General features: G+C 64.9%; 14 protein-coding genes. 10 read left to right on the top strand and 4 right to left on the bottom strand.

Features of this window, described 5'->3' with window-relative positions:
* The coding region (locus GPA25_RS15705; RefSeq protein ID WP_425486400.1) for a formate dehydrogenase subunit gamma at positions 1 to 830 on the top strand (830 nt) is incomplete at its 5' end.
* Positions 831 to 968: 138 nt separating this feature from the next.
* On the opposite strand, the gene GPA25_RS15700 is transcribed toward GPA25_RS15705, so the two are convergent.
* Entirely contained in the window at positions 969 to 2,705 is a 1,737-nt protein-coding gene (locus GPA25_RS15700; RefSeq protein ID WP_169261347.1) for a cation:proton antiporter domain-containing protein, read from the bottom strand.
* Between the two features lie 472 nt (positions 2,706 to 3,177).
* Between GPA25_RS15700 and GPA25_RS15695 the strand changes: the two genes are divergently transcribed.
* The 9 genes from GPA25_RS15695 to GPA25_RS15655 all read left to right on the top strand — a co-directional run bounded on the left by GPA25_RS15695 (position 3,178) and on the right by GPA25_RS15655 (position 14,174).
* Entirely contained in the window at positions 3,178 to 5,154 is a 1,977-nt protein-coding gene (locus GPA25_RS15695) for an AMP-dependent synthetase/ligase (protein ID WP_169261346.1), read from the top strand.
* An 11-nt stretch (positions 5,155 to 5,165) separates the two neighbouring features.
* Complete coding sequence (locus tag GPA25_RS15690; RefSeq protein ID WP_425486399.1) at positions 5,166 to 5,996, top strand: ABC transporter ATP-binding protein; 831 nt, start codon at positions 5,166 to 5,168, stop codon at positions 5,994 to 5,996.
* 30 nt (positions 5,997 to 6,026) lie between these two features.
* Positions 6,027 to 6,953, top strand: coding sequence for a branched-chain amino acid ABC transporter permease (locus tag GPA25_RS15685; protein WP_169261345.1), 927 nt, complete (start codon positions 6,027 to 6,029; stop codon positions 6,951 to 6,953).
* 107 nt (positions 6,954 to 7,060) lie between these two features.
* Positions 7,061 to 8,128, top strand: coding sequence for a branched-chain amino acid ABC transporter permease (locus GPA25_RS15680; RefSeq protein ID WP_169261344.1), 1,068 nt, complete (start codon positions 7,061 to 7,063; stop codon positions 8,126 to 8,128).
* 88 nt (positions 8,129 to 8,216) lie between these two features.
* On the top strand, positions 8,217 to 9,542 hold the full coding sequence (locus GPA25_RS15675; protein ID WP_169261343.1) for an ABC transporter substrate-binding protein: 1,326 nt from the start codon (positions 8,217 to 8,219) through the stop codon (positions 9,540 to 9,542).
* A gap of 152 nt (positions 9,543 to 9,694) precedes the next feature.
* Positions 9,695 to 10,531: an ABC transporter ATP-binding protein gene (locus GPA25_RS15670; RefSeq protein ID WP_169261342.1), complete on the top strand. Its 837-nt coding sequence runs from the start codon at positions 9,695 to 9,697 to the stop codon at positions 10,529 to 10,531.
* A gap of 219 nt (positions 10,532 to 10,750) precedes the next feature.
* Entirely contained in the window at positions 10,751 to 11,983 is a 1,233-nt protein-coding gene (locus GPA25_RS15665) for a phenylacetate--CoA ligase family protein (protein ID WP_169261341.1), read from the top strand.
* A 16-nt stretch (positions 11,984 to 11,999) separates the two neighbouring features.
* Positions 12,000 to 13,166, top strand: coding sequence for a CaiB/BaiF CoA transferase family protein (locus tag GPA25_RS15660; RefSeq protein WP_169261340.1), 1,167 nt, complete (start codon positions 12,000 to 12,002; stop codon positions 13,164 to 13,166).
* 117 nt (positions 13,167 to 13,283) lie between these two features.
* Positions 13,284 to 14,174 (top strand): AEC family transporter, encoded by an 891-nt coding sequence (locus tag GPA25_RS15655; protein ID WP_169261339.1) that lies wholly within the window; start codon positions 13,284 to 13,286, stop codon positions 14,172 to 14,174.
* A 98-nt stretch (positions 14,175 to 14,272) separates the two neighbouring features.
* Here GPA25_RS15655 and GPA25_RS15650 read toward each other — a convergent pair whose 3' ends face one another.
* From GPA25_RS15650 to GPA25_RS15640, 3 genes are all read right to left on the bottom strand, one after another.
* Positions 14,273 to 14,710: a PhaM family polyhydroxyalkanoate granule multifunctional regulatory protein gene (locus tag GPA25_RS15650; RefSeq protein ID WP_169261338.1), complete on the bottom strand. Its 438-nt coding sequence runs from the start codon at positions 14,708 to 14,710 to the stop codon at positions 14,273 to 14,275.
* 87 nt (positions 14,711 to 14,797) lie between these two features.
* Positions 14,798 to 16,723 carry an ATP-binding response regulator gene (locus GPA25_RS15645; RefSeq protein ID WP_343034960.1) on the bottom strand — a complete coding sequence of 642 codons (1,926 nt, stop codon included), beginning with the start codon at positions 16,721 to 16,723 and terminating at the stop codon, positions 14,798 to 14,800.
* The gene (locus tag GPA25_RS15640) at positions 16,720 to 17,643 is read right to left on the bottom strand and encodes an ABC transporter substrate-binding protein (protein WP_246265744.1); all 924 of its coding nucleotides are present in this window, start codon (positions 17,641 to 17,643) and stop codon (positions 16,720 to 16,722) included. The genes GPA25_RS15645 and GPA25_RS15640 overlap by 4 nt, the downstream gene beginning before the upstream one ends.
* Positions 17,644 to 17,873 lie beyond the last annotated feature (230 nt).

The following is a 17,873-nucleotide window of genomic DNA, read 5'->3' as shown; positions in this document are numbered from 1 at the left end:
CGATGGGCATTGTTCCGGAGAAGCACTTCCGGCGCTTCCCGTGGGGCTGGCGCATTGCGCACCTGGCCTTCGCGCTCGTGACGATGACGCTGGTGCTGACCGGGACCGCCGCGCTCTTCGCCGACAGCAGCTGGGCACCGAAGGTGGCTGCGGCGCTAGGCGGCCCGAAAATCCTCGGCCTCATCCACCGTGTCGCGGCGGCGCTGTTCGTCGGCATCTTCTTCATTCACTTCGTCTACGTGATGTCGCGCCTGCTGCGCGACCGCAAGTTCCGCTGGTTCGGTCCGGATTCGCTGATTCCGAACTGGAAGGACCTTGCCGACTGCGTGGGCATGTTCAAGTGGTTCTTCGGCAAGGGCCCGCGGCCGCACTTCGACCGCTGGACCTACTTCGAGAAGTTCGACTACTGGGCGGTGTTCTGGGGTGTGAACATCATCGGCTGGAGCGGCCTGATGCTGGCCTTCCCGCATGTCACGGCGAGCTTCCTGCCGGGCTGGGTGTTCAACGTCGGCACCCTGGTGCATGGCGAGGAAGCCTTCCTGGCGGCGGTGTTCCTCTTCACGGTGCATTTCTTCAACAACCACTTCCGCCCCGACAAGCTGCCGCCGCCCGATGTGGTGATGTTCACCGGCACGCAGTCGCTGGAAGAGTTCACCCGCGAGCACCCGGCGCACTATCAGCGTCTGGTGGAATCGGGCGAGCTGGAGAAATATCTGGTCGATGCGCCGTCGCGGCCGATGCATGTCAGCTCGGTGATCCTCGGCCTGGCCCTGATCACGATCGGTCTGGTGCTGCTGGTGCTGGTTGTGACGGGGTTCTTCGGCGCTTGATGTGCGGGTGAGTCGTTCATGAAGAAGGGGGGCGCAGGCCCCCCTTCTTTTTTTACGTCGTGCTTTCCCCGATACGGCGTCACGAACCTGACTCCTCGCCGCCCGAACATCCGAAGCGGATACGCGTTGCGCAGATCCCTAGCTGTGACCGGACCGGCCGGTATGGCTCCCGGTCGGCTCTGCGGGCGGGGCAAACCGTTGCAACACGTGGTTCATCATCCCTCTTGCCAGCTCTTCTTCGCCAAAGAACACGCGTCCGATGCCTTCGTCGACGAGGAGTGCGGCCTCCTCCTCGCTATGCGTGCGCAGCACGATTTCGATATCCGGGTTCAGCGTGCGTGCGACGTCGGCCATCTTGCGCACGTCGAGCGGGTCGGGCGTTGCGATGACGAGCATTGCGGCATGCGCGATGTGCGCCTGGATCAGCACGGAGGGTTCGGCGGCGTCGCCCGAGACGGCGGCCATGCCCTGCTTGCGTAGCGTCTCCACGCGCTCGCGGTTCTGTTCCGCGATCACGAAGGGAACGCCGCGCGCGGTCAGGGCTTCGGCAATGCGGCGGCCGACGCGACCATAACCGACCAGTACCACCTGACCTTCGAGATACTTGCGCTCGGTCGACAGCGGCAGTTCGGCGAGCGGATCTTCGCGGTGCTCAAGGCGGCGGGCCACGGCCGAACGTTCCAGCACCCATGCGCGTGCGGGTTCCGCGGCCGCGAAGACGAAGGGATTGAGCGCAATCGAGATCAGCGCTCCGGCGAGGATCATGCTCTGGCCTTCGGCAGGCAGCAGTCCGAGCGACAGGCCCAGTCCAGCCAGGATGAACGAAAACTCGCCGATCTGCGCGAGACTCGCGGCGACGATGAATGCGGTGTTCAGCGGATAGCGGAAGACCAGTACGAGGGCCGCCGCCGCGATTGCCTTGCCGGCGATGATGATCGCGACGACGCCGAGCACGTGCGCCGGCTGCTCGATCAGGATGCGCGGCTCGAACAGCATGCCGACGGAGACGAAGAACAGCACCGCGAACGCGTCGCGCAGCGGGAGCGATTCTTCGGCTGCGCGGTGGCTGAACTCCGACTCGCGCATCACCATGCCGGCGAAGAAGGCGCCGAGCGCGAAGGACACGCCGAACAGCTCCGCCGCGCCGAATGCGATGCTGACCGCCGCGGCGACGACGGCGAGTGTGAACAGCTCGCGCGAGCCGGTGCGAGCGACTTGCCACAACAGCCAGGGCAGAGACTTGCGGCCGGCGAGCAGCATCAGCGCGATGAACGCGCCCACCTGTAACAGCGTAAGGCCGATGGTGCGCCACAGCGGCGCGTCGCCTGCAACGGCATCGATGCGGCCGCCGAGCATGCCCGCGAGCGGCGGCAGCAGCACGAGCACGATGACCATCGCCAGATCCTCGACGACCAGCCAGCCGACCGCGATGCGCCCGTTCATCGATTCGAGCACGCCCCGGCTCTCAAGCGCCTTCAGCAGCACCACGGTGCTCGCGCACGACAGCGACAAGCCAAACACCAGCGCTGCGCCGAAGCCCCAGCCCCACCACGACGCCATGCCGATGCCCAGTGCCGTCGCGACGCCCATCTGCACGACGGCGCCGGGCAGCGCGATGCGCCGCACCGCGAGCAGATCGTCGAGCGAGAAGTGCAGGCCGACGCCGAACATCAGCAGCATCACGCCGATCTCGGACAGTTGCGCCGCAATGCCGACGTCGGCGACGAAGCCCGGCGTCGCCGGCCCGATGACGATGCCGGTGAGCAGGTAACCAACGAGGGCCGGAAGCTTCAGCCGTTCGGCAAGGAAGCCGAGGACCAGTGCGAGGCCGAAGGCGGTGGCGAGGGTGGCGATCAGTGAGACGTCATGGGGCATGAATCGGTACGCAGGTGAGGAGGTTGAAGGTGAGGGCGCAGGTTTGGTGCTCCGGTAGCGCGCCGTGACAAATGCTGCACACGGGAGAAGCCGTCCGCCGAAATGCAGACAACGGGTGACCGCAAAAAGTGCTCGGGCGGATGCAATTCGATTGTCCAAATGGATTGTACTGGCGGCAAGGACGGCGGCCCCCTGTCTGCGATTCGGCGCAACGGCCTGTTCGGCCCTCGGCTTGTGAAGGCGGATGTGACGGTCCGGGATGGCGATGTGGTGAGCTGCAACAATTGACTACATTTCGCAAACAGTTGCGCAAACATGGCTTGCGACACTGCAGGCAGACAAGAGCGCGCGCCACGGTACCCGTGGCCCGATAGACGCTCCGGCGCACACGATTGCGCCACGCCCCCGTACCCAATACTTACAAGCAAGGGCCGGGATGGAGACGAAGGATAAAACCGAAGGAGGAGGTGGTATGTCCGACAGAAACGGGCAAGCCGCGCACGCGGCCGCACTCGATACATTTCCGCGGCTGTTGATGCATCACGCCGCCGTGCGGCCGAAACGGCCGGCGATGCGCGAGAAGGCATACGGCATCTGGCAGACCTACAACTGGGCCGAAGTTGCGCAGAACGTGCGGGCGATTGCCTGCGGGCTCGCGGAACTGGGCTTCAAGCGCGGCGACCGACTGGCGATCATCGGTGACAACCGCCCGCGGCTGTACTGGTCGGTGGCAGCGTGCCAGTGCCTCGGCGGCATTCCGGTGATGCTCTATCAGGATGCGGTGGCGCAGGAAATGATCTACGTGCTGCACGACGCCGAGATCAAGTTTGCGGTGGTCGAGGATCAGGAGCAGGTCGACAAGATGCTCGAGATCGCCGCCGAGGCGCCCTTGCTCGCGCACGTGATCTACGACGACCCGCGCGGCATGCGTCATTACAGCCAGCCGCTGCTGATGGGGCTGGATGCGCTGCAGGAGATGGGACGCATCCATGACGGCAATCACACCGATTTCCTCAACGCCGAGATCGACAAGGGCGCGACCGACGACATCTCGGTGATGCTGTATACGTCCGGCACCACGGGCAAGCCCAAGGGCGTCTGCCAGACTCACGCCGCCTTCATCGCCGCGGCGACGGGCGGCGCGGGCTTCGACAAGCTGACCGACCAGGAAGACATCCTGTCCTACCTGCCGATGGCGTGGGTCGGTGACCACCTGTTCTCCTTCGCCCAGGCCATGCTGACCGGATTCACGATCAACTGTCCGGAATCGGGTGAGACGGTAATGACCGATCTGCGCGAGATCGGCCCGACCTATTATTTCGCCCCGCCGCGCGTGTTCGAGAACCTGCTGACCCAGGTGATGATCCGCATGGAGGACGCGAGCGCGATCAAGCGCAAGGCCTTCCAGCATTTCATGGACGTCGCCCGCCGTTGCGGCGCCGACATCCTCGACGGCAAGCCGGTTTCCGCCGGCGACCGCCTGCAGTACTGGCTCGGCAACCTGCTGGTGTATGGCCCGCTGAAGAATGTGCTCGGCATGAGCCGCATCCGCGTTGCCTACACGGCCGGCGCGGCGATCGGGCCGGACCTGTTCCGCTTCTATCGTTCGATCGGCGTGAACCTGAAACAGCTTTACGGCCAGACCGAGACCTGCGCGTACGTGTGCCTGCAGCCGGACGGCGAAATCAAGCTCGACTCCGTCGGCAAGCCGGCGCCTTTCGTCGAGGTCAAGCTCGCCGACAATGGCGAGATCCTGGTGAAGGGGCCGATGTTGCTGAAGGCCTACTACAAGCGCCCGGATGCCTCCGCCGAATCGATCAACGCCGACGGTTACTTCATGACCGGCGACGCGGGCTTCTTCGACGAGGACGGGCACCTGAAGATCATCGACCGTGCCAAGGACGTCGGCAAGCTCACCGACGGCTCCATGTTCGCGCCGAACTATATCGAGAACAAGCTGAAGTTCTTCCAGTACATCAAGGAAGTGGTCACCTTCGGCAACGGCCGCGAGTGTGTCACCGCCTTCATCAACATCGACCTCGAGGCGGTGGGCAACTGGGCCGAGCGCAAGGGCATGGCGTACTCGGGCTATACCGATCTCGCCGCGCAATCCGCGGTGTATGACCTGATCCGCGATTGCGTCGAGAAGGTGAATGCCGATCTCGCCATCGATCCCAAGATGAGTGGCTCGCAGATCAAGCGCTTCCTGATCCTGCACAAGGAACTCGACGCCGATGACGGCGAGCTGACACGCACGCGCAAGGTGCGGCGCAACTTCGTCGCTGAACGGTATGCAGTGCTGATCGAAGCGCTGTTCGAGGGGCGCAAGACGCAGCGCATCGAGACGGTCGTGAAATACGAAGACGGGCGCGAGGGCCGGATTACGGCCGATCTGCGCATCGAGGAGGCGAAGACCTTCACCCCGCAGGCCGGCAAACAGGCCGCTTGAGGAGAGGAGCAATGATGATGAATGACATGGCGTCTCTGGGCGACACGCAAACGCAGGCGCCCGATCGGCATATCGGTGACGTGATCCTCGATCTGCAGGGCATTTCGCTCTCGTTCGGTGGCGTGAAGGCGCTGACCAATATCAGCTTCGACGTGCGCGAGCACGAGATCCGCTCGATCATCGGCCCCAACGGCGCCGGCAAGAGTTCGATGCTCAACGTGATCAACGGCGTCTATCGTCCGCAGGAGGGCGAGATCACCTTTCACGGCAAGGTGCGCAAGGACATGGATCCGCATCGGGCCGCCACCCAGGGCATTGCGCGCACTTTCCAGAACATTGCGCTGTTCAAGGGCATGAGCGTGCTCGACAACATCATGACCGGGCGCAACCTGAAGATGAAATGCAACCTCTTCGAGCACGCGCTGTACTGGGGGCGCGCGCAGAAGGAGGAGATCGAGCACCGCAAGAAGGTCGAGGAGGTGATCGATTTTCTCGAGATCCAGAGCATCCGCAAGACGCCCGTCGGGCGGCTGCCCTACGGCCTGCAAAAGCGCGTCGAACTGGGCCGCGCGCTCGCCGCGGAACCGACCCTGCTGCTGCTCGACGAGCCGATGGCGGGCATGAACGTCGAGGAAAAGCAGGACATGTGCCGCTTCATCCTCGACGTGAACGACCAGTTCGGCACCACCATCGTGCTGATCGAGCACGACATGGGCGTGGTGATGGACATTTCGGATCGCGTCGTGGTGCTCGACTATGGCAAGAAGATCGGCGACGGCGTGCCCGACGAGGTCAAGAACAATCCGGAAGTGATCGCCGCCTACCTCGGCACGTCGCACTGAAAACACAAGAAAAGGGATTAGGAGACAACCATGGGGTTCTTTTTCGAAGTGTTGATCGGCGGCCTGCTGTCAGGCGTGCTGTACGCGCTGGTCGCACTCGGTTTCGTGCTGATCTACAAGGCGTCCGGCGTGTTCAATTTTGCCCAGGGGGCGATGGTGTTCTTCGCCGCGCTGACTTTCGTCGGCTTCCGCGAGGTGCTGCCCGGCTGGACCGGACTCGAAGCCGACGGCAATTTCGTGTTCTGGCTCGCCTTCGTGCTGGCGCTGGCGTCGATGGTGGTGCTGGGCATCCTGACCGAGAAGATCGTGCTGCGGCCGCTGGTGAATCAGCCGCACATCACGCTGTTCATGGCGACCATCGGCCTGACCTTCCTTATCGAAGGCATCGCCCAGGGTATCTGGGGGGCGAACGTGCGCGGTCTGGATCTCGGCATCGCCGACGAACCGGTCGAATGGATCATGGAGAGCGCCGACATCCTGGTATCGAAGTTCGACCTCTTCGCCGCGACGATCGCCGGTGCGCTGGTTGCATCGCTGGCGCTGTTCTTCCAATACACCAAGGTCGGCCGGGCGCTGCGTGCGGTGGCCGACGACCATCAGGCCGCTTTGTCGATCGGCATTCCGCTGCAGCACATCTGGGCGATCGTGTGGGCGGTGGCGGGTTTCGTCGCGCTGGTGGCGGGCCTGATCTGGGGCGCCCGCAGCGGCGTGCAGTTCGCGCTGACCTTCACCGCGCTGAAGGCGCTGCCGGTGCTGATCCTCGGCGGCTTCACCTCGGTGCCGGGGGCGATTGTCGGCGGGCTGATCATCGGCGCCTCCGAGAAGCTCGCCGAAGTGTTTATCGGCCCCTTCGTCGGCGGCGGCATCGAGGGCTGGTTCCCGTATGTGCTGGCGCTTGCCTTCCTGCTGGTGCGGCCGGAAGGGCTGTTCGGCGAACGGCATATCGACCGGGTCTGAACACACAAGAACGCTTGCGCATCATGCCCGCCGCGGCCCCGTGAAAAGGGGCGGGAAATTTCCCCAGGGCTGCGGCGGCACCATTACAAAGAAAACGGAGACAACGCATGCTTTACCGTGAAGCGGGCCAGTTCAAGGCCAGTTACCAGGAAGATCAGCAGATCTTCCCGATCCGCCAGGACAAGCTCGGGTTCATCGCGATTCTCGGCTTCTTCTTCGTCGTCCTGCCGCTCATCGCCAGCGAGTACTGGCTGCAGGCGATCCTGATCCCGGTGCTGATCTTCTCGCTGGCGGCGATCGGACTCAACATCCTCACCGGCTACGCCGGCCAGCTTTCGCTCGGCTCGGCGGCCTTCATGGCAGTCGGCGCCTTCGGTGCGTACAACTTCATACTGCGCATCGACGGCATGCCCTTCATTGTCGCGCTGCTGCTCGGTGGCCTGTGTGCGGCGGCGGTCGGTGTTGCGTTCGGCTTGCCGAGTCTGCGCATCAAGGGCTTCTACCTCGCGGTGGCGACGCTCGCGGCGCAGTTCTTCATTGTCTGGGCGCTGGTGAAATTCCCGTGGTTCTCGAACAACTCGTCGTCGGGCGTGATTACCGCGCAGCACGTCGAGATCCTCGGTTTCGCGTTCGATACGCCGGTGTTGAAGTATCTGCTGACGCTCGCGATCGTTGCGGTGCTGGCGCTCGTCGCCAAGAACCTGGTGCGCAGCACCACCGGGCGCGGCTGGATGGCGGTGCGCGACATGGACGTGGCAGCCGAAGTGATCGGCATCCGCCCGATGCGCGCGAAACTGACGGCGTTCGCCGTGTCCTCGTTCTACTGCGGCGTGGCTGGCGCCTTGTATGCCTACACCTACCTCGGCACCGTCGAGCCGGAGGGCTTCAACCTCGACCTGTCGTTCAAGATCCTGTTCATGATCATCATCGGCGGGGTCGGCTCGATCATGGGCTCTTTCCTCGGCGCGGCCTTCATCGTGCTGCTGCCGATCTTCCTGAACGTCGCGATGCACGCGCTGTTCGCCGGATCGATGCCGGCCGGGCTCGGCTCGAACCTCGAACTAATCATTTTCGGCGGCCTGATCATCTTCTTCCTCATCGTCGAACCACATGGGCTCGCCCGCCTGTGGCAGATCGGCAAGGAAAAGATGCGGCTGTGGCCTTTCCCGCACTGATCCTCATTGAACCTTTTTGCCGGTGTTGCGACGCCGGCTGGCAGTCAAGGTAAAACGCAGCACCATACACACAAGAGGAGGAGACAACATGAAACTCAAGCACACCGCACTCATCGGCGCGACCATCGCAGGCCTGCTCGCCACCGGCTACGCGGTCGCCGCTTCGGAGCAGTTCATCGGGCTGCCGAGCTACCGCGTCGGTCCGTTCGGTTCCAATGGCGCCTCGCTGTATGGCGGCTGGATCGACTACATGGCGATGGTCAACGAGCGTGACGGCGGCATCAACGGCGTCAAGCTGACCTGGGAGGAATGCGAGACCGAGTACAACAACGCGCGCGGCGTCGAGTGCTACGAGCGCCTGAAGACCAAGGGGGCGACCGGTAACACGGTGTTCCAGCCGCTGTCGACCGGCATCACTTACTCGGTGCTGGAGAAGGTCGCGCAGGACAAGATCCCGATGGTGACGATCGGCTACGGCCGCACCGACGCTGCCGACGGCCGCGTCTTTCCGTGGGTCTTCCCGATGATATCGACATACTGGACGCAGGCGTCGGCGATCATCAACTATCTCGGCACGAAAGAAGGCGGGATGGACAAGCTCAAGGGCAAGAAGATCGGCCTGCTGTACCACGATTCGGCCTACGGCAAGGAGTCGCACGCGATCCTCGACAAGCTGGCGGCCAAGCATGGCTTCACGGTGGAGAAGCTCGCCGTCGCCAACCCGGGCAACGAGCAGCAGGCGCAGTGGCTGCAGATCCGCCAGATGAAACCCGACTACGTGATCCTGTGGGGCTGGGGCGTGATGAACGCGACGGCGCTGCGTACCGCGGCCAAGACCGGCTACCCGCGCGAGAAGGTCGTCGGCGTGTGGTGGTCCGGCTCCGAGGAGGACACGATCCCCGCCGGCGACGCTGCAAAGGGCTACACGGCGGCGGGCTTCAATGTTGCCGGCGCGAACTACCCGGTCGTGCAGGACATCAAGAAGCACGTCTACACCAAGAACAAGGGCAACATGGAAGACAAGGAACGCGTCGGTACCGTGCTCTATAACCGTGGCGTGGTGCACGGCATCATCACCGTCGAGGCGATCCGCAAGGCCCAGGAGAAATATGGCAAGGGCAAGTCGCTGACCGGCGAGCAGGTGCGCTGGGGCTTCGAGAACCTGGACCTCGACAACAAGCGCCTGACCGCGCTGGGCGCCGCGGGCTTCATGCCCGACCTCAAGATCACCTGCGCCGACCACGAAGGCGGTGGCAAGGTGAAGTTCCAGCAATGGGACGGCACGAAGTGGAAGGTCGTGACCGACTGGATCGAGGGCGACAAGTCTGTCGTGCGTCCGATGATCGAGGAATCGGCCGCTGCCTACGCGAAGGAAAAGGGCATCACGCCGCGCGACTGCACGAAGGAAATGTAAGCGCGCAAGCGGGGGCGCGAGCTTCGCGCCCCATGCAGGCTTCCCCATCCGCGGGGAGGTCTGCCGGACGCATCGCAGTGCGTCCGGCAGACCCACTCCCGGTATTTCCGGGGAGGTGGGACGGAGACAAGAGGCGAAAACCGAGCAAACATATGAATACAGCCACTACCACTGCCGCGCCGGCGGCACAGCCCTACCTCAGCATCAACAACGTCGAAGTGATCTACGATCACGTCATTCTCGTGCTGAAGGGCGTGTCCCTGCAGGTGCCGAAAGGCAAGATCGTCGCGCTGCTGGGCGCGAACGGCGCGGGCAAATCGACGACGCTGAAATCGATCTCGAACCTGCTGCATGCCGAGCGCGGCGACGTGACCAAGGGAAACATCGAGTTCAAGGGCGCACGCGTCGACCAGATGACGCCCAACGAACTCGTCAAGCGCGGCGTCATCCAGGTGATGGAAGGGCGTCACTGCTTTGGCCACCTGACGATCGAGGAAAACCTGCTGACCGGCGCCTATACGCGTTCGATTTCGCGCAGCGCACTGAAGGAAAGCCTCGAAAAGGTCTATCACTATTTCCCGCGCCTGAAGCAGCGGCGTACCTCGCAAGCCGGCTACACGTCCGGCGGCGAGCAGCAGATGTGCGCCATCGGCCGCGCGCTGATGGCGAAGCCCGAGATGATCCTGCTCGACGAGCCGTCGATGGGGCTGGCACCGCAGATCGTCGAGGAGATCTTCGAGATCGTGAAGGATCTGAACACCAAGGAGCAGGTCAGCTTCCTGCTCGCGGAACAGAACACCATGGTCGCGCTGCGCTATGCCGATTACGGCTACATCCTGGAAAACGGCCGCATCGTGATGGAAGGCGAGGCCAAGGGGCTGGCGGACAACGAGGACGTCAAGGAGTTTTACCTCGGCCTGTCGGGTGAAGGACGCAAGAGCTTCCGCGACGTGAAGCACTACCGCCGCCGCAAGCGCTGGCTGTCGTAGTCCCCGTTTAACCGGGTGGTTCAGGCGAAACAGCTTTTCGCGGGACTGCCCGCCCCCATCCGGGGGTGATCCGCGCCTCGTTGGCGCGCGGCGGACGCCTCGGCACGAAACACCCCCGGATGGGGGCTGCCGCGTGCCGGTGAACACGGCGCCACCGATCCGCAACGCCAGCCGCACCTGCCTTCACCTGCCCGGATTTATTGCATCAAGGACTTTGCGATGACCTTCTACGACGCCAGAGAAACCCGTGACCCCGCCGAGCGCGAACGCGAGCTGATGGCGCGTCTGCCAGCCCAGATCGCCCATGCCAAGGCGAACGCGCCGGCCTTCGCCCGACTGCTGGAGGGGGTGGAACCGGCCGCGGTGACCAGTCGCGAGGTGCTCGCCCGTCTGCCGGTGACCCGCAAGTCCGAATTGCTCGAACATCAGAAGGCCGCCCGCCCGTTCGGCGGCTTTTCCACCGCACGCTGGGGGGCCGGCTGCCGCCGCGTGTTTGCGTCGCCAGGGCCACTGTACGAACCCGAAGGCGCGCGCCCGGACTACTATCGCCTCGCCCGCGCGCTGTTTGCCGCCGGCTTTCGCGAAGGCGACCTCGTGCATAACACCTTCTCCTACCACTTCACGCCGGCCGGCTCGATGATGGAAACCGCCGCGCACGCGCTCGGCTGCACCGTGTTCCCCGCCGGTGTCGGCCAGACCGAGCAGCAGGTCGCAGCCCTGGCCGACCTGCAGCCCAACGCCTATGTCGGCACGCCATCCTTCCTGCGCATCATTCTCGACAAGGCCGACGAACTCGGGGTCAGGCAAACCTTCACCAAGGCTTTCGTCTCCGGCGAAGCCTTTCCGCCCAGCGTGCGTGATGCCTTTGCCGCACGCGGCATCGCCGCCGCACAAGCTTACGCCACCGCCGACATCGGCCTGATCGCCTACGAGACGCCGGCCCGCGAGGGCATGGTGCTCGACGAGGACATCATCCTCGAGATCGTCCGCCCCGGCACCGGCGATCCCGTCGCCCCCGGCGAAGTCGGCGAAGTCGTCATCACGAGCTTCAACCCCGACTACCCGCTGATCCGCTTCGGCACCGGTGACCTGTCCGCGCTGCTGCCCGGCATCTCCCCCTGCGGCCGCAGCAACCTGCGCATCAAAGGCTGGATGGGGCGTGCCGACCAGACGACCAAGGTCAAGGGCATGTTCGTGCATCCGGGCCAGATCGCCGATGTCGTCAAGCGTCACCCGGAGTTGAAAAAGGCTCGCCTCGTGGTCGACAATCCCGACTTGAACGACCGCATGACCTTGCACTGCGAAATCAGCGAGTCCGGAGAGGCCCTTGCCGGCGCGATCGCCGCCAGCATCCGCGAGCTGACCAAGCTGCGCGGCGAGGTGACGTTCTGCGCCCCCGGCAGTCTCGCCAACGACGGCAAGGTCATCGACGACATCCGCAAGTACGAATAAGGAGCAAACCATCGCGATGCGACCGAAACCCCTCGACGGCCTGCGGGTCCTCGATCTCACGCGCCTGCTGCCCGGCCCGCTCGCGACCCAGCACCTCGCCGATTACGGCGCCGAAGTCATCAAGATCGAAGACACCGGCGCCGGCGACTATGCGCGCACGATGGGCGCGATGCATGGCGATACCAGCTATTTTTACCAGATCGTCAATCGCGGCAAAAAGAGCATCCGCATCGACCTCAAGCAGGCCGAAGGGCGCGAACTGTTTCTCAAGCTCGTTGCCACGGCCGACGTCGTCGTCGAAGGGTTTCGTCCCGGCGTGATGGACAAGCTGGGCCTCGGCTACGACACGCTCGCCGCGACCAACCCGAAAGTCGTCTTCTGCAGCATCTCCGGCTATGGCCAGAGCGGCCCCTACGCGCTGCGCGCCGGGCACGATATCAACTACATCGGCTACGCCGGCGTGCTCGAACAGATCGGTGCCGCCGGGGGCGCGCCGGTGATTCCAAACCTGCAGATCGGCGACCTGCTCGGCGGCACGCTGTCGGCGCTGTTCGGGCTGCTCGTCGCCGTCATCGATGCGCGCGCCAGCGGACGCGGGCGCCACGTCGATGTCGCGATGACCGACGCCGCGTTGGCGCATGCGATCTTCCCGCTCGCCGAAGTGCTGGCCAATGGCGGCGTGCGGCCGCGTGGCGAGGATCTGCTCAGCGGCGGCGTGCCGTGCTACGGCGTGTATGAGACCGCCGACGGGCGTCACATGGCGGTCGGCGCGCTGGAAGAGAAATTCTGGTTCCTCGTCTGCGACACGCTCGGCCGGCCGGACCTCAAGGCCGCGCATCTGGCTGGCGGCGAAGCGGGCAAGTGTGCGCGTGCCGATGTCGCAGAAATCTTCCGCAGTCGCACGCAACAGCAGTGGATTGCAGTGTTCGACCCCGTCGACTGCTGCGTCACGCCGGTGTTGCGCCTCGAGGAGAGCCTCGAAAACCCACACCTGACCGCGCGTGGCATGGTCACCGAAGTCGCCGGTGTGCGCCAATTTGCCCCGCCGGTGCGCCTGTCGGATTTCGATCCCGCACCCTTCACGCCGGCCCCCGCAGCGGGGGCCGACAGCGATCGCGTGTTGTCGGAGCTCGGCATCAACATCAGCGACATCGAGAGCTTGCGCGCCGCCGGGGTGATCTGAGGGGCTGACGCCGCGCCGTCGGCCGCACGCCATCTGGACATGGCAAGGCATCGGGGGAGGTCGTCGCCAAGCCTCGCCCCGCTCGCGGCGCCCCCGCACGCAGGTTAAGCTTCGCCGATGCAAAGCCTTCTCCTGCTCCTTCCCGACTTCTCACTGATCCTTCTCGGCACCGTCCTTCGCCGTCACCTGGTCGACGGTGACGCCTTCTGGACCGGTGTCGAGAGGCTTGTGTATTTCGTTCTCTTCCCCGCGCTGCTGTTCAACGCTCTGGCGAGCGCCGATATCGATCCGGGCCGCGCCCTGCCGCTGTTCCTCGCCGGTCTCGGCACGATGGTGGCGGGATTTGCGCTCGGCTGGCTCGGGCGAGGCCTGATGGGGCTCGACGCGATGGGCTTTGCCTCGCGCCTCCAGTGCGCATATCGCTTCAATACATACATCGGCATCGCCATCGCCGGCAAATTGCACGGCGCCGCCGGTGTCGCGCTGATGGGCGGGCTGTGTGGGGCGATGGTGCCCTTCGCCAACGTCATGGCCGTGGGCATGATGGCGCGTCATGGGCAGGGCAGTCTGCTGCGCGAGCTGTCGCGCAATCCGCTGGTGCTCGCCACGCTTGCCGGGCTGGTGTTCAACCTCGTCGGGCTGGAAATCCCGGTACCTGTTCAGTCGTTTCTCAAGCGTCTCGCCGACGCGGCCGTGGCCCTGGGGCTGCTCGCGGTCGGTGCCGCGCTGCGCTGGGGAAACATCGGCGGGCGCTGGACCGGATCGGCTTGGATCGTCACCGTGAAACTGCTTGCGCTGCCCGCCATGGCTTGGCTGCTCGGCCGCACGCTGGGGCTCGAGGGTATCGCCTTCGACACGCTGGTGCTGTTTGCGGCGCTGCCGAGTGCCAGTTCCGCTTACATCCTTGCGATGCGCATGGGGGGCGATGGGCCTGGCGTCGCCTGGCTGATCTCCGCCACCACGCTGCTCGCGGTGCCATCACTCACATTCTGGCTGCATCTTCTATAAGCGGGGCCTGCCCGATTGGGCCACCTCGCGCCGATTGCCGCGTAGTCGGTTCGACAGGGGCTCGCGTGCCCCCTGTGCGCCGTGCGCCTGCGCGAGACCTACTTTTTCTCGGCCGCGGCCTTGCGTGCTGCGGATGCAGCAGGTGTCCGCTGGTCCGGTGTCGTGGCGGCGCCTTCGGCCTTCTGCGGGCCTGCTGCCTGTCCGCCCATCATGTTCCACGGCCACAGCGCAGCCGATGCGAACGGGTTGGGCTGATCGGGCGCCTCCGCCTTGGCTCCCGACTCGCGCGCATGCTGGCTCATCGCCTGGACCGCCGCAATGGCAGCGCGCTGCATCTCCAGCCCCTGCGTGGTCATCTGCAGCATGCTGAGATTCATCTTGAGCCAGTTCTCCACCGCTTTCATATCGGCGATACGCTTGTCCAGTTCGTCGATGTCCAGCGTCGGGGCAACCATGCCGGGCAGCGAGAAACCCATGTTGCTCCACATTCCACGCACAAACTCGAGCGGATCCTGGGCGGTTTTTTCGTTCGACATCGCTTTCTCCCGGCGTATGTGATTAATATTTTGATCATACTCCAGCGGCCCGCGCGACGGCGTGTTTGGCTGCCGGAGGAGGGGCGCTCAGTCCGACTGGCCGGGAAGCCGGTTGAGCAGCGCGCGCAGGCGCGCAGGGCGGACCGGCTTGTGCAGCAGCGGCAGGCCTTCACTTTGTGCCAGCCGCAGGGTCTCGGCGGCCGTATCGCCGGTGATCAGCACGGCCGGTATCGTCTCGCCTTGCCAGGCGCGCAGGCTGCGGATCACCTCGATGCCGTTGCACGATCCGTCAAGCCGGAAGTCGCTGATGATCAGTTGAGGCGGCGATGATCCACGATTCACGGCATCGACCAAGGCGTCCATGTCGCCGGCGGCGGTGACCTCGCAACCCCAGGAACTGAGCAGACTCTGCATGCTGCCGCGGGCGAGGGGGTCGTCGTCGATCAGTGCGACGCGCAGGCCACCGAGATCGCCGGGAGGGCGTGCCGTGTCCGCCGTGCTGCCTTCTTCGACCGGCTCCGCGAGCGGGACCTCGACCGCGAATACCGAACCGTGCCCGGCGCAGGATCGCAGCGTGAGGTGGTGGCCGAGCAACTCGGTGAGCCGGCGCACGATCGGCAAGCCAAGCCCGAGCCCCTTGTCGCGCGAGCGTTCGGGGTTATGCAGCTGCACGAATTCCTGAAAGATCGCTTCGTGCGATTCGGGCGCGATGCCCACACCGTTGTCGCGCACCTCGATACGCAGCTTGTTGCCGCGACGCCGACAGGCGACGAGCACCCGGCCCCTGCGCGTGTAACGCACGGCATTGCCCACCAGATTGCCGAGAATCCGCTCGAACAGCACCGGGTCGCTGTTGATCCAGGCGTCGGTGGGGCGCGCCTTGAGTTCCAGGTCGCGCGCGTCCGCGCCCGGGCGCTCGTCGGCTGCGATGCGGTCAAGCAAGGGCTGCAGCGCAAACGGCCGGATGTTCGGGTGAACCACGTCGGCGTCGAGGCGGGAGATGTCGAGCAGGCTGTCGAGCAGATTCTCCATCGCCCCCGCCGAGGCCGCGATGCGCTCGACCAGGCGACGTACGGTGGGGGGGTGGGAGTGTTGGGATAGCTCGGCGATGAAGAGCCCGAGCGCGTGCATCGGCTGGCGCAGATCGTGGCTCGCCGCCGCAAGAAAGCGTGACTTGGAGAGCGTAGCGCGCTCGGCCTCGTCCTTGCGCGCGCGCAGTTCCGCGGTGGCATCGGTAATTTGCCGGCTCATGTCTTCGTGCGCGCTCGCCAGCTGCGCGGCCATCTCGTTTACCCCGTCGGCCAGCGTGCGCAGCGACCCCCCACCGATGGCCGGCACACGCGCAGAGAACTGCCCGCGCCCGATGCGCTCGACGGCAGTCGCAACCTGGCGGATGGGTGCCGTCACGCCACGGCTCATGTAATTGGCAAGCACCATGCTGCCGATAAGCACGAGCACGATGGCCACACTGCTGGTTAGCAGCAAGCCGCGGCGGTGCGCGTCGAGCCGCGCGCGCGAGATGTCCACGACGACTGCGCCGAGCATCGGTGGCGGCTTGCTTGCGGGGCCGAAGCCGAGCGAAATCCCCGACAGGCCGTCGTCGAGCTCCAGCGTACTGGGGACGACAGGCTCGATGAGCCGCAAGGTGTGCGGTGAGCTGAACAGGCGTGAGGCTTCAATCGGCGGTGCCGGGGGCGGAAGCGCAATGTCGAGATTGCCGCTGCGTGCCAGGTACTCGCCGTTTTGGTCGACGATCATCACGCCGGTTACGTCGTCTTCCGCGAGCATCGCCGCCGCCAGTCGCTGCAGTGAGTCGCGGTTGCCGGAGAACAGTGCGTATTCGCTCGCCGCAGCGAGCTGACGCGCAAACGCCTGACCGCGTGCACGGTAGGCTTCTTCATGGTCGGCAACGCGCGAGCGGGTGTAAAAGGCCGTCAGGACGATCGCCAGTACCAGCATCGGCAGCACGGCGACCAGCATCACGCGTGCACGGACTCCCCAGCTGTCGATCACGGTTTCGCCTCGCGCTGACTTTCGCGCAAGCGCATGCGCGCAACAATCCTTTCCCCCGACTCGAGTTCGATGCCGAGCGAGCGCGCGACATTCGGGTTGGTCGCCACCTCGAACTCGCGCGGAGACTGGGGGGGCGGCAAGCCTCCGCCGGACAGCACGCTGCGCACGGCCTCCGCTGCCTGCCGGGCGATCTGCGCCGGCGTCGAATACAGTGCCAATAGCGCTCCGGCCCGCACATACGCCGGGGAAAAACCGATCAGCGGTGAACGATTGCGGTAGCTGGTCAGGAGCACGTTCTGGATCGTGTAACTGTTGAACACCGTGCTGTCGGGAAGTGCCAGCAGCATGGTTGGTTCGGCCAGGAGTCGCTCCAGTGCCGGGTAGATCTCGGCATTCGACGCGACGTGTTCGATGTTGACGCGCAGTTGCCGCTCGCGTGCGGCGTATGCCAGCCTGCGTGCCAGCTCTTCCGTGGCAGGGCCCGTCAGCAGCGCAAGCGTCGCCCTGTCCGGCAGCGCTATGGCAAGGAGGGCGATCTGCCGCTGCACCGGTTGGTCGAGGAAGATCGCCGACGAGCGCTGGCCCGGAAGCGTCGCCTGCAGGGATTCGTAGGCGTCGCGCGGCAACAATGTGTTGAGCACCGGCTGTTTCGGACTGCGCGTGCCGACGGCTTTGGCAGCCTGGGTGCCGATGGTCACGATGATGCGTGCTTCGGCGGCCATGTCATTATCGAGTTGTCGGGTTTCGACAATTTCGATGTCGTTGGCGGATATGTCGGGGCTGAGCGCGCTGCGCAGTGCGCCGAGGGTTTCCTCATGCGCACCGCTGCGCTCGCTGGTGACCACCAGCACCCGCGGACCGGCGAACGCCTCTCCGCCCGTTACCAGAGCCGTGAACAACAGCAGCAGGAGCAGGCGCATGGCGCTTGTACCGCGTGGCATCAGCGCGTCAGAAGGAGCGGTGCTGCGGCACAGCAACCGGCGTGCCGCCGATCGGAATCACGCGCGGCCACCACTTCGTGCGCGGGCGTGCGATTGTTTCGCAGGGAATGAAACGGTACGTCATCCGGGCAGGATAATCTGCCCGGTGCCGTTTCGCATGATGCTGAAGTGATATGCGCATCGCTGGGATGATAATTTGTGGTGCGTTC

This window comes from Aromatoleum diolicum, from assembly GCF_012910955.1.
Taxonomy (GTDB): domain Bacteria; phylum Pseudomonadota; class Gammaproteobacteria; order Burkholderiales; family Rhodocyclaceae; genus Aromatoleum; species Aromatoleum diolicum.
Note: the sequence above shows the minus strand (reverse complement) of the source record. Positions and strands in the feature narration are given on the sequence as shown.

What these genes read in the sequence shown, in the direction of transcription:
- GPA25_RS15675 (WP_169261343.1), top strand. Translation starts at nt 8,217, where the DNA reads ATGAAACTCAAGCACACCGCACTCATCGGCGCGACCATCGCAGGCCTG.
- GPA25_RS15690 (WP_425486399.1), top strand. Translation starts at nt 5,166, where the DNA reads ATGATGATGAATGACATGGCGTCTCTGGGCGACACGCAAACGCAGGCG.
- GPA25_RS15685 (WP_169261345.1), top strand. Translation starts at nt 6,027, where the DNA reads ATGGGGTTCTTTTTCGAAGTGTTGATCGGCGGCCTGCTGTCAGGCGTG.
- GPA25_RS15680 (WP_169261344.1), top strand. Translation starts at nt 7,061, where the DNA reads ATGCTTTACCGTGAAGCGGGCCAGTTCAAGGCCAGTTACCAGGAAGAT.
- GPA25_RS15670 (WP_169261342.1), top strand. Translation starts at nt 9,695, where the DNA reads ATGAATACAGCCACTACCACTGCCGCGCCGGCGGCACAGCCCTACCTC.
- GPA25_RS15695 (WP_169261346.1), top strand. Translation starts at nt 3,178, where the DNA reads ATGTCCGACAGAAACGGGCAAGCCGCGCACGCGGCCGCACTCGATACA.
- GPA25_RS15700 (WP_169261347.1), bottom strand. Translation starts at nt 2,705, where the DNA reads ATGCCCCATGACGTCTCACTGATCGCCACCCTCGCCACCGCCTTCGGC.
- GPA25_RS15655 (WP_169261339.1), top strand. Translation starts at nt 13,284, where the DNA reads ATGCAAAGCCTTCTCCTGCTCCTTCCCGACTTCTCACTGATCCTTCTC.
- GPA25_RS15650 (WP_169261338.1), bottom strand. Translation starts at nt 14,710, where the DNA reads ATGTCGAACGAAAAAACCGCCCAGGATCCGCTCGAGTTTGTGCGTGGA.
- GPA25_RS15640 (WP_246265744.1), bottom strand. Translation starts at nt 17,643, where the DNA reads ATGCGCCTGCTCCTGCTGCTGTTGTTCACGGCTCTGGTAACGGGCGGA.
- GPA25_RS15660 (WP_169261340.1), top strand. Translation starts at nt 12,000, where the DNA reads ATGCGACCGAAACCCCTCGACGGCCTGCGGGTCCTCGATCTCACGCGC.
- GPA25_RS15665 (WP_169261341.1), top strand. Translation starts at nt 10,751, where the DNA reads ATGACCTTCTACGACGCCAGAGAAACCCGTGACCCCGCCGAGCGCGAA.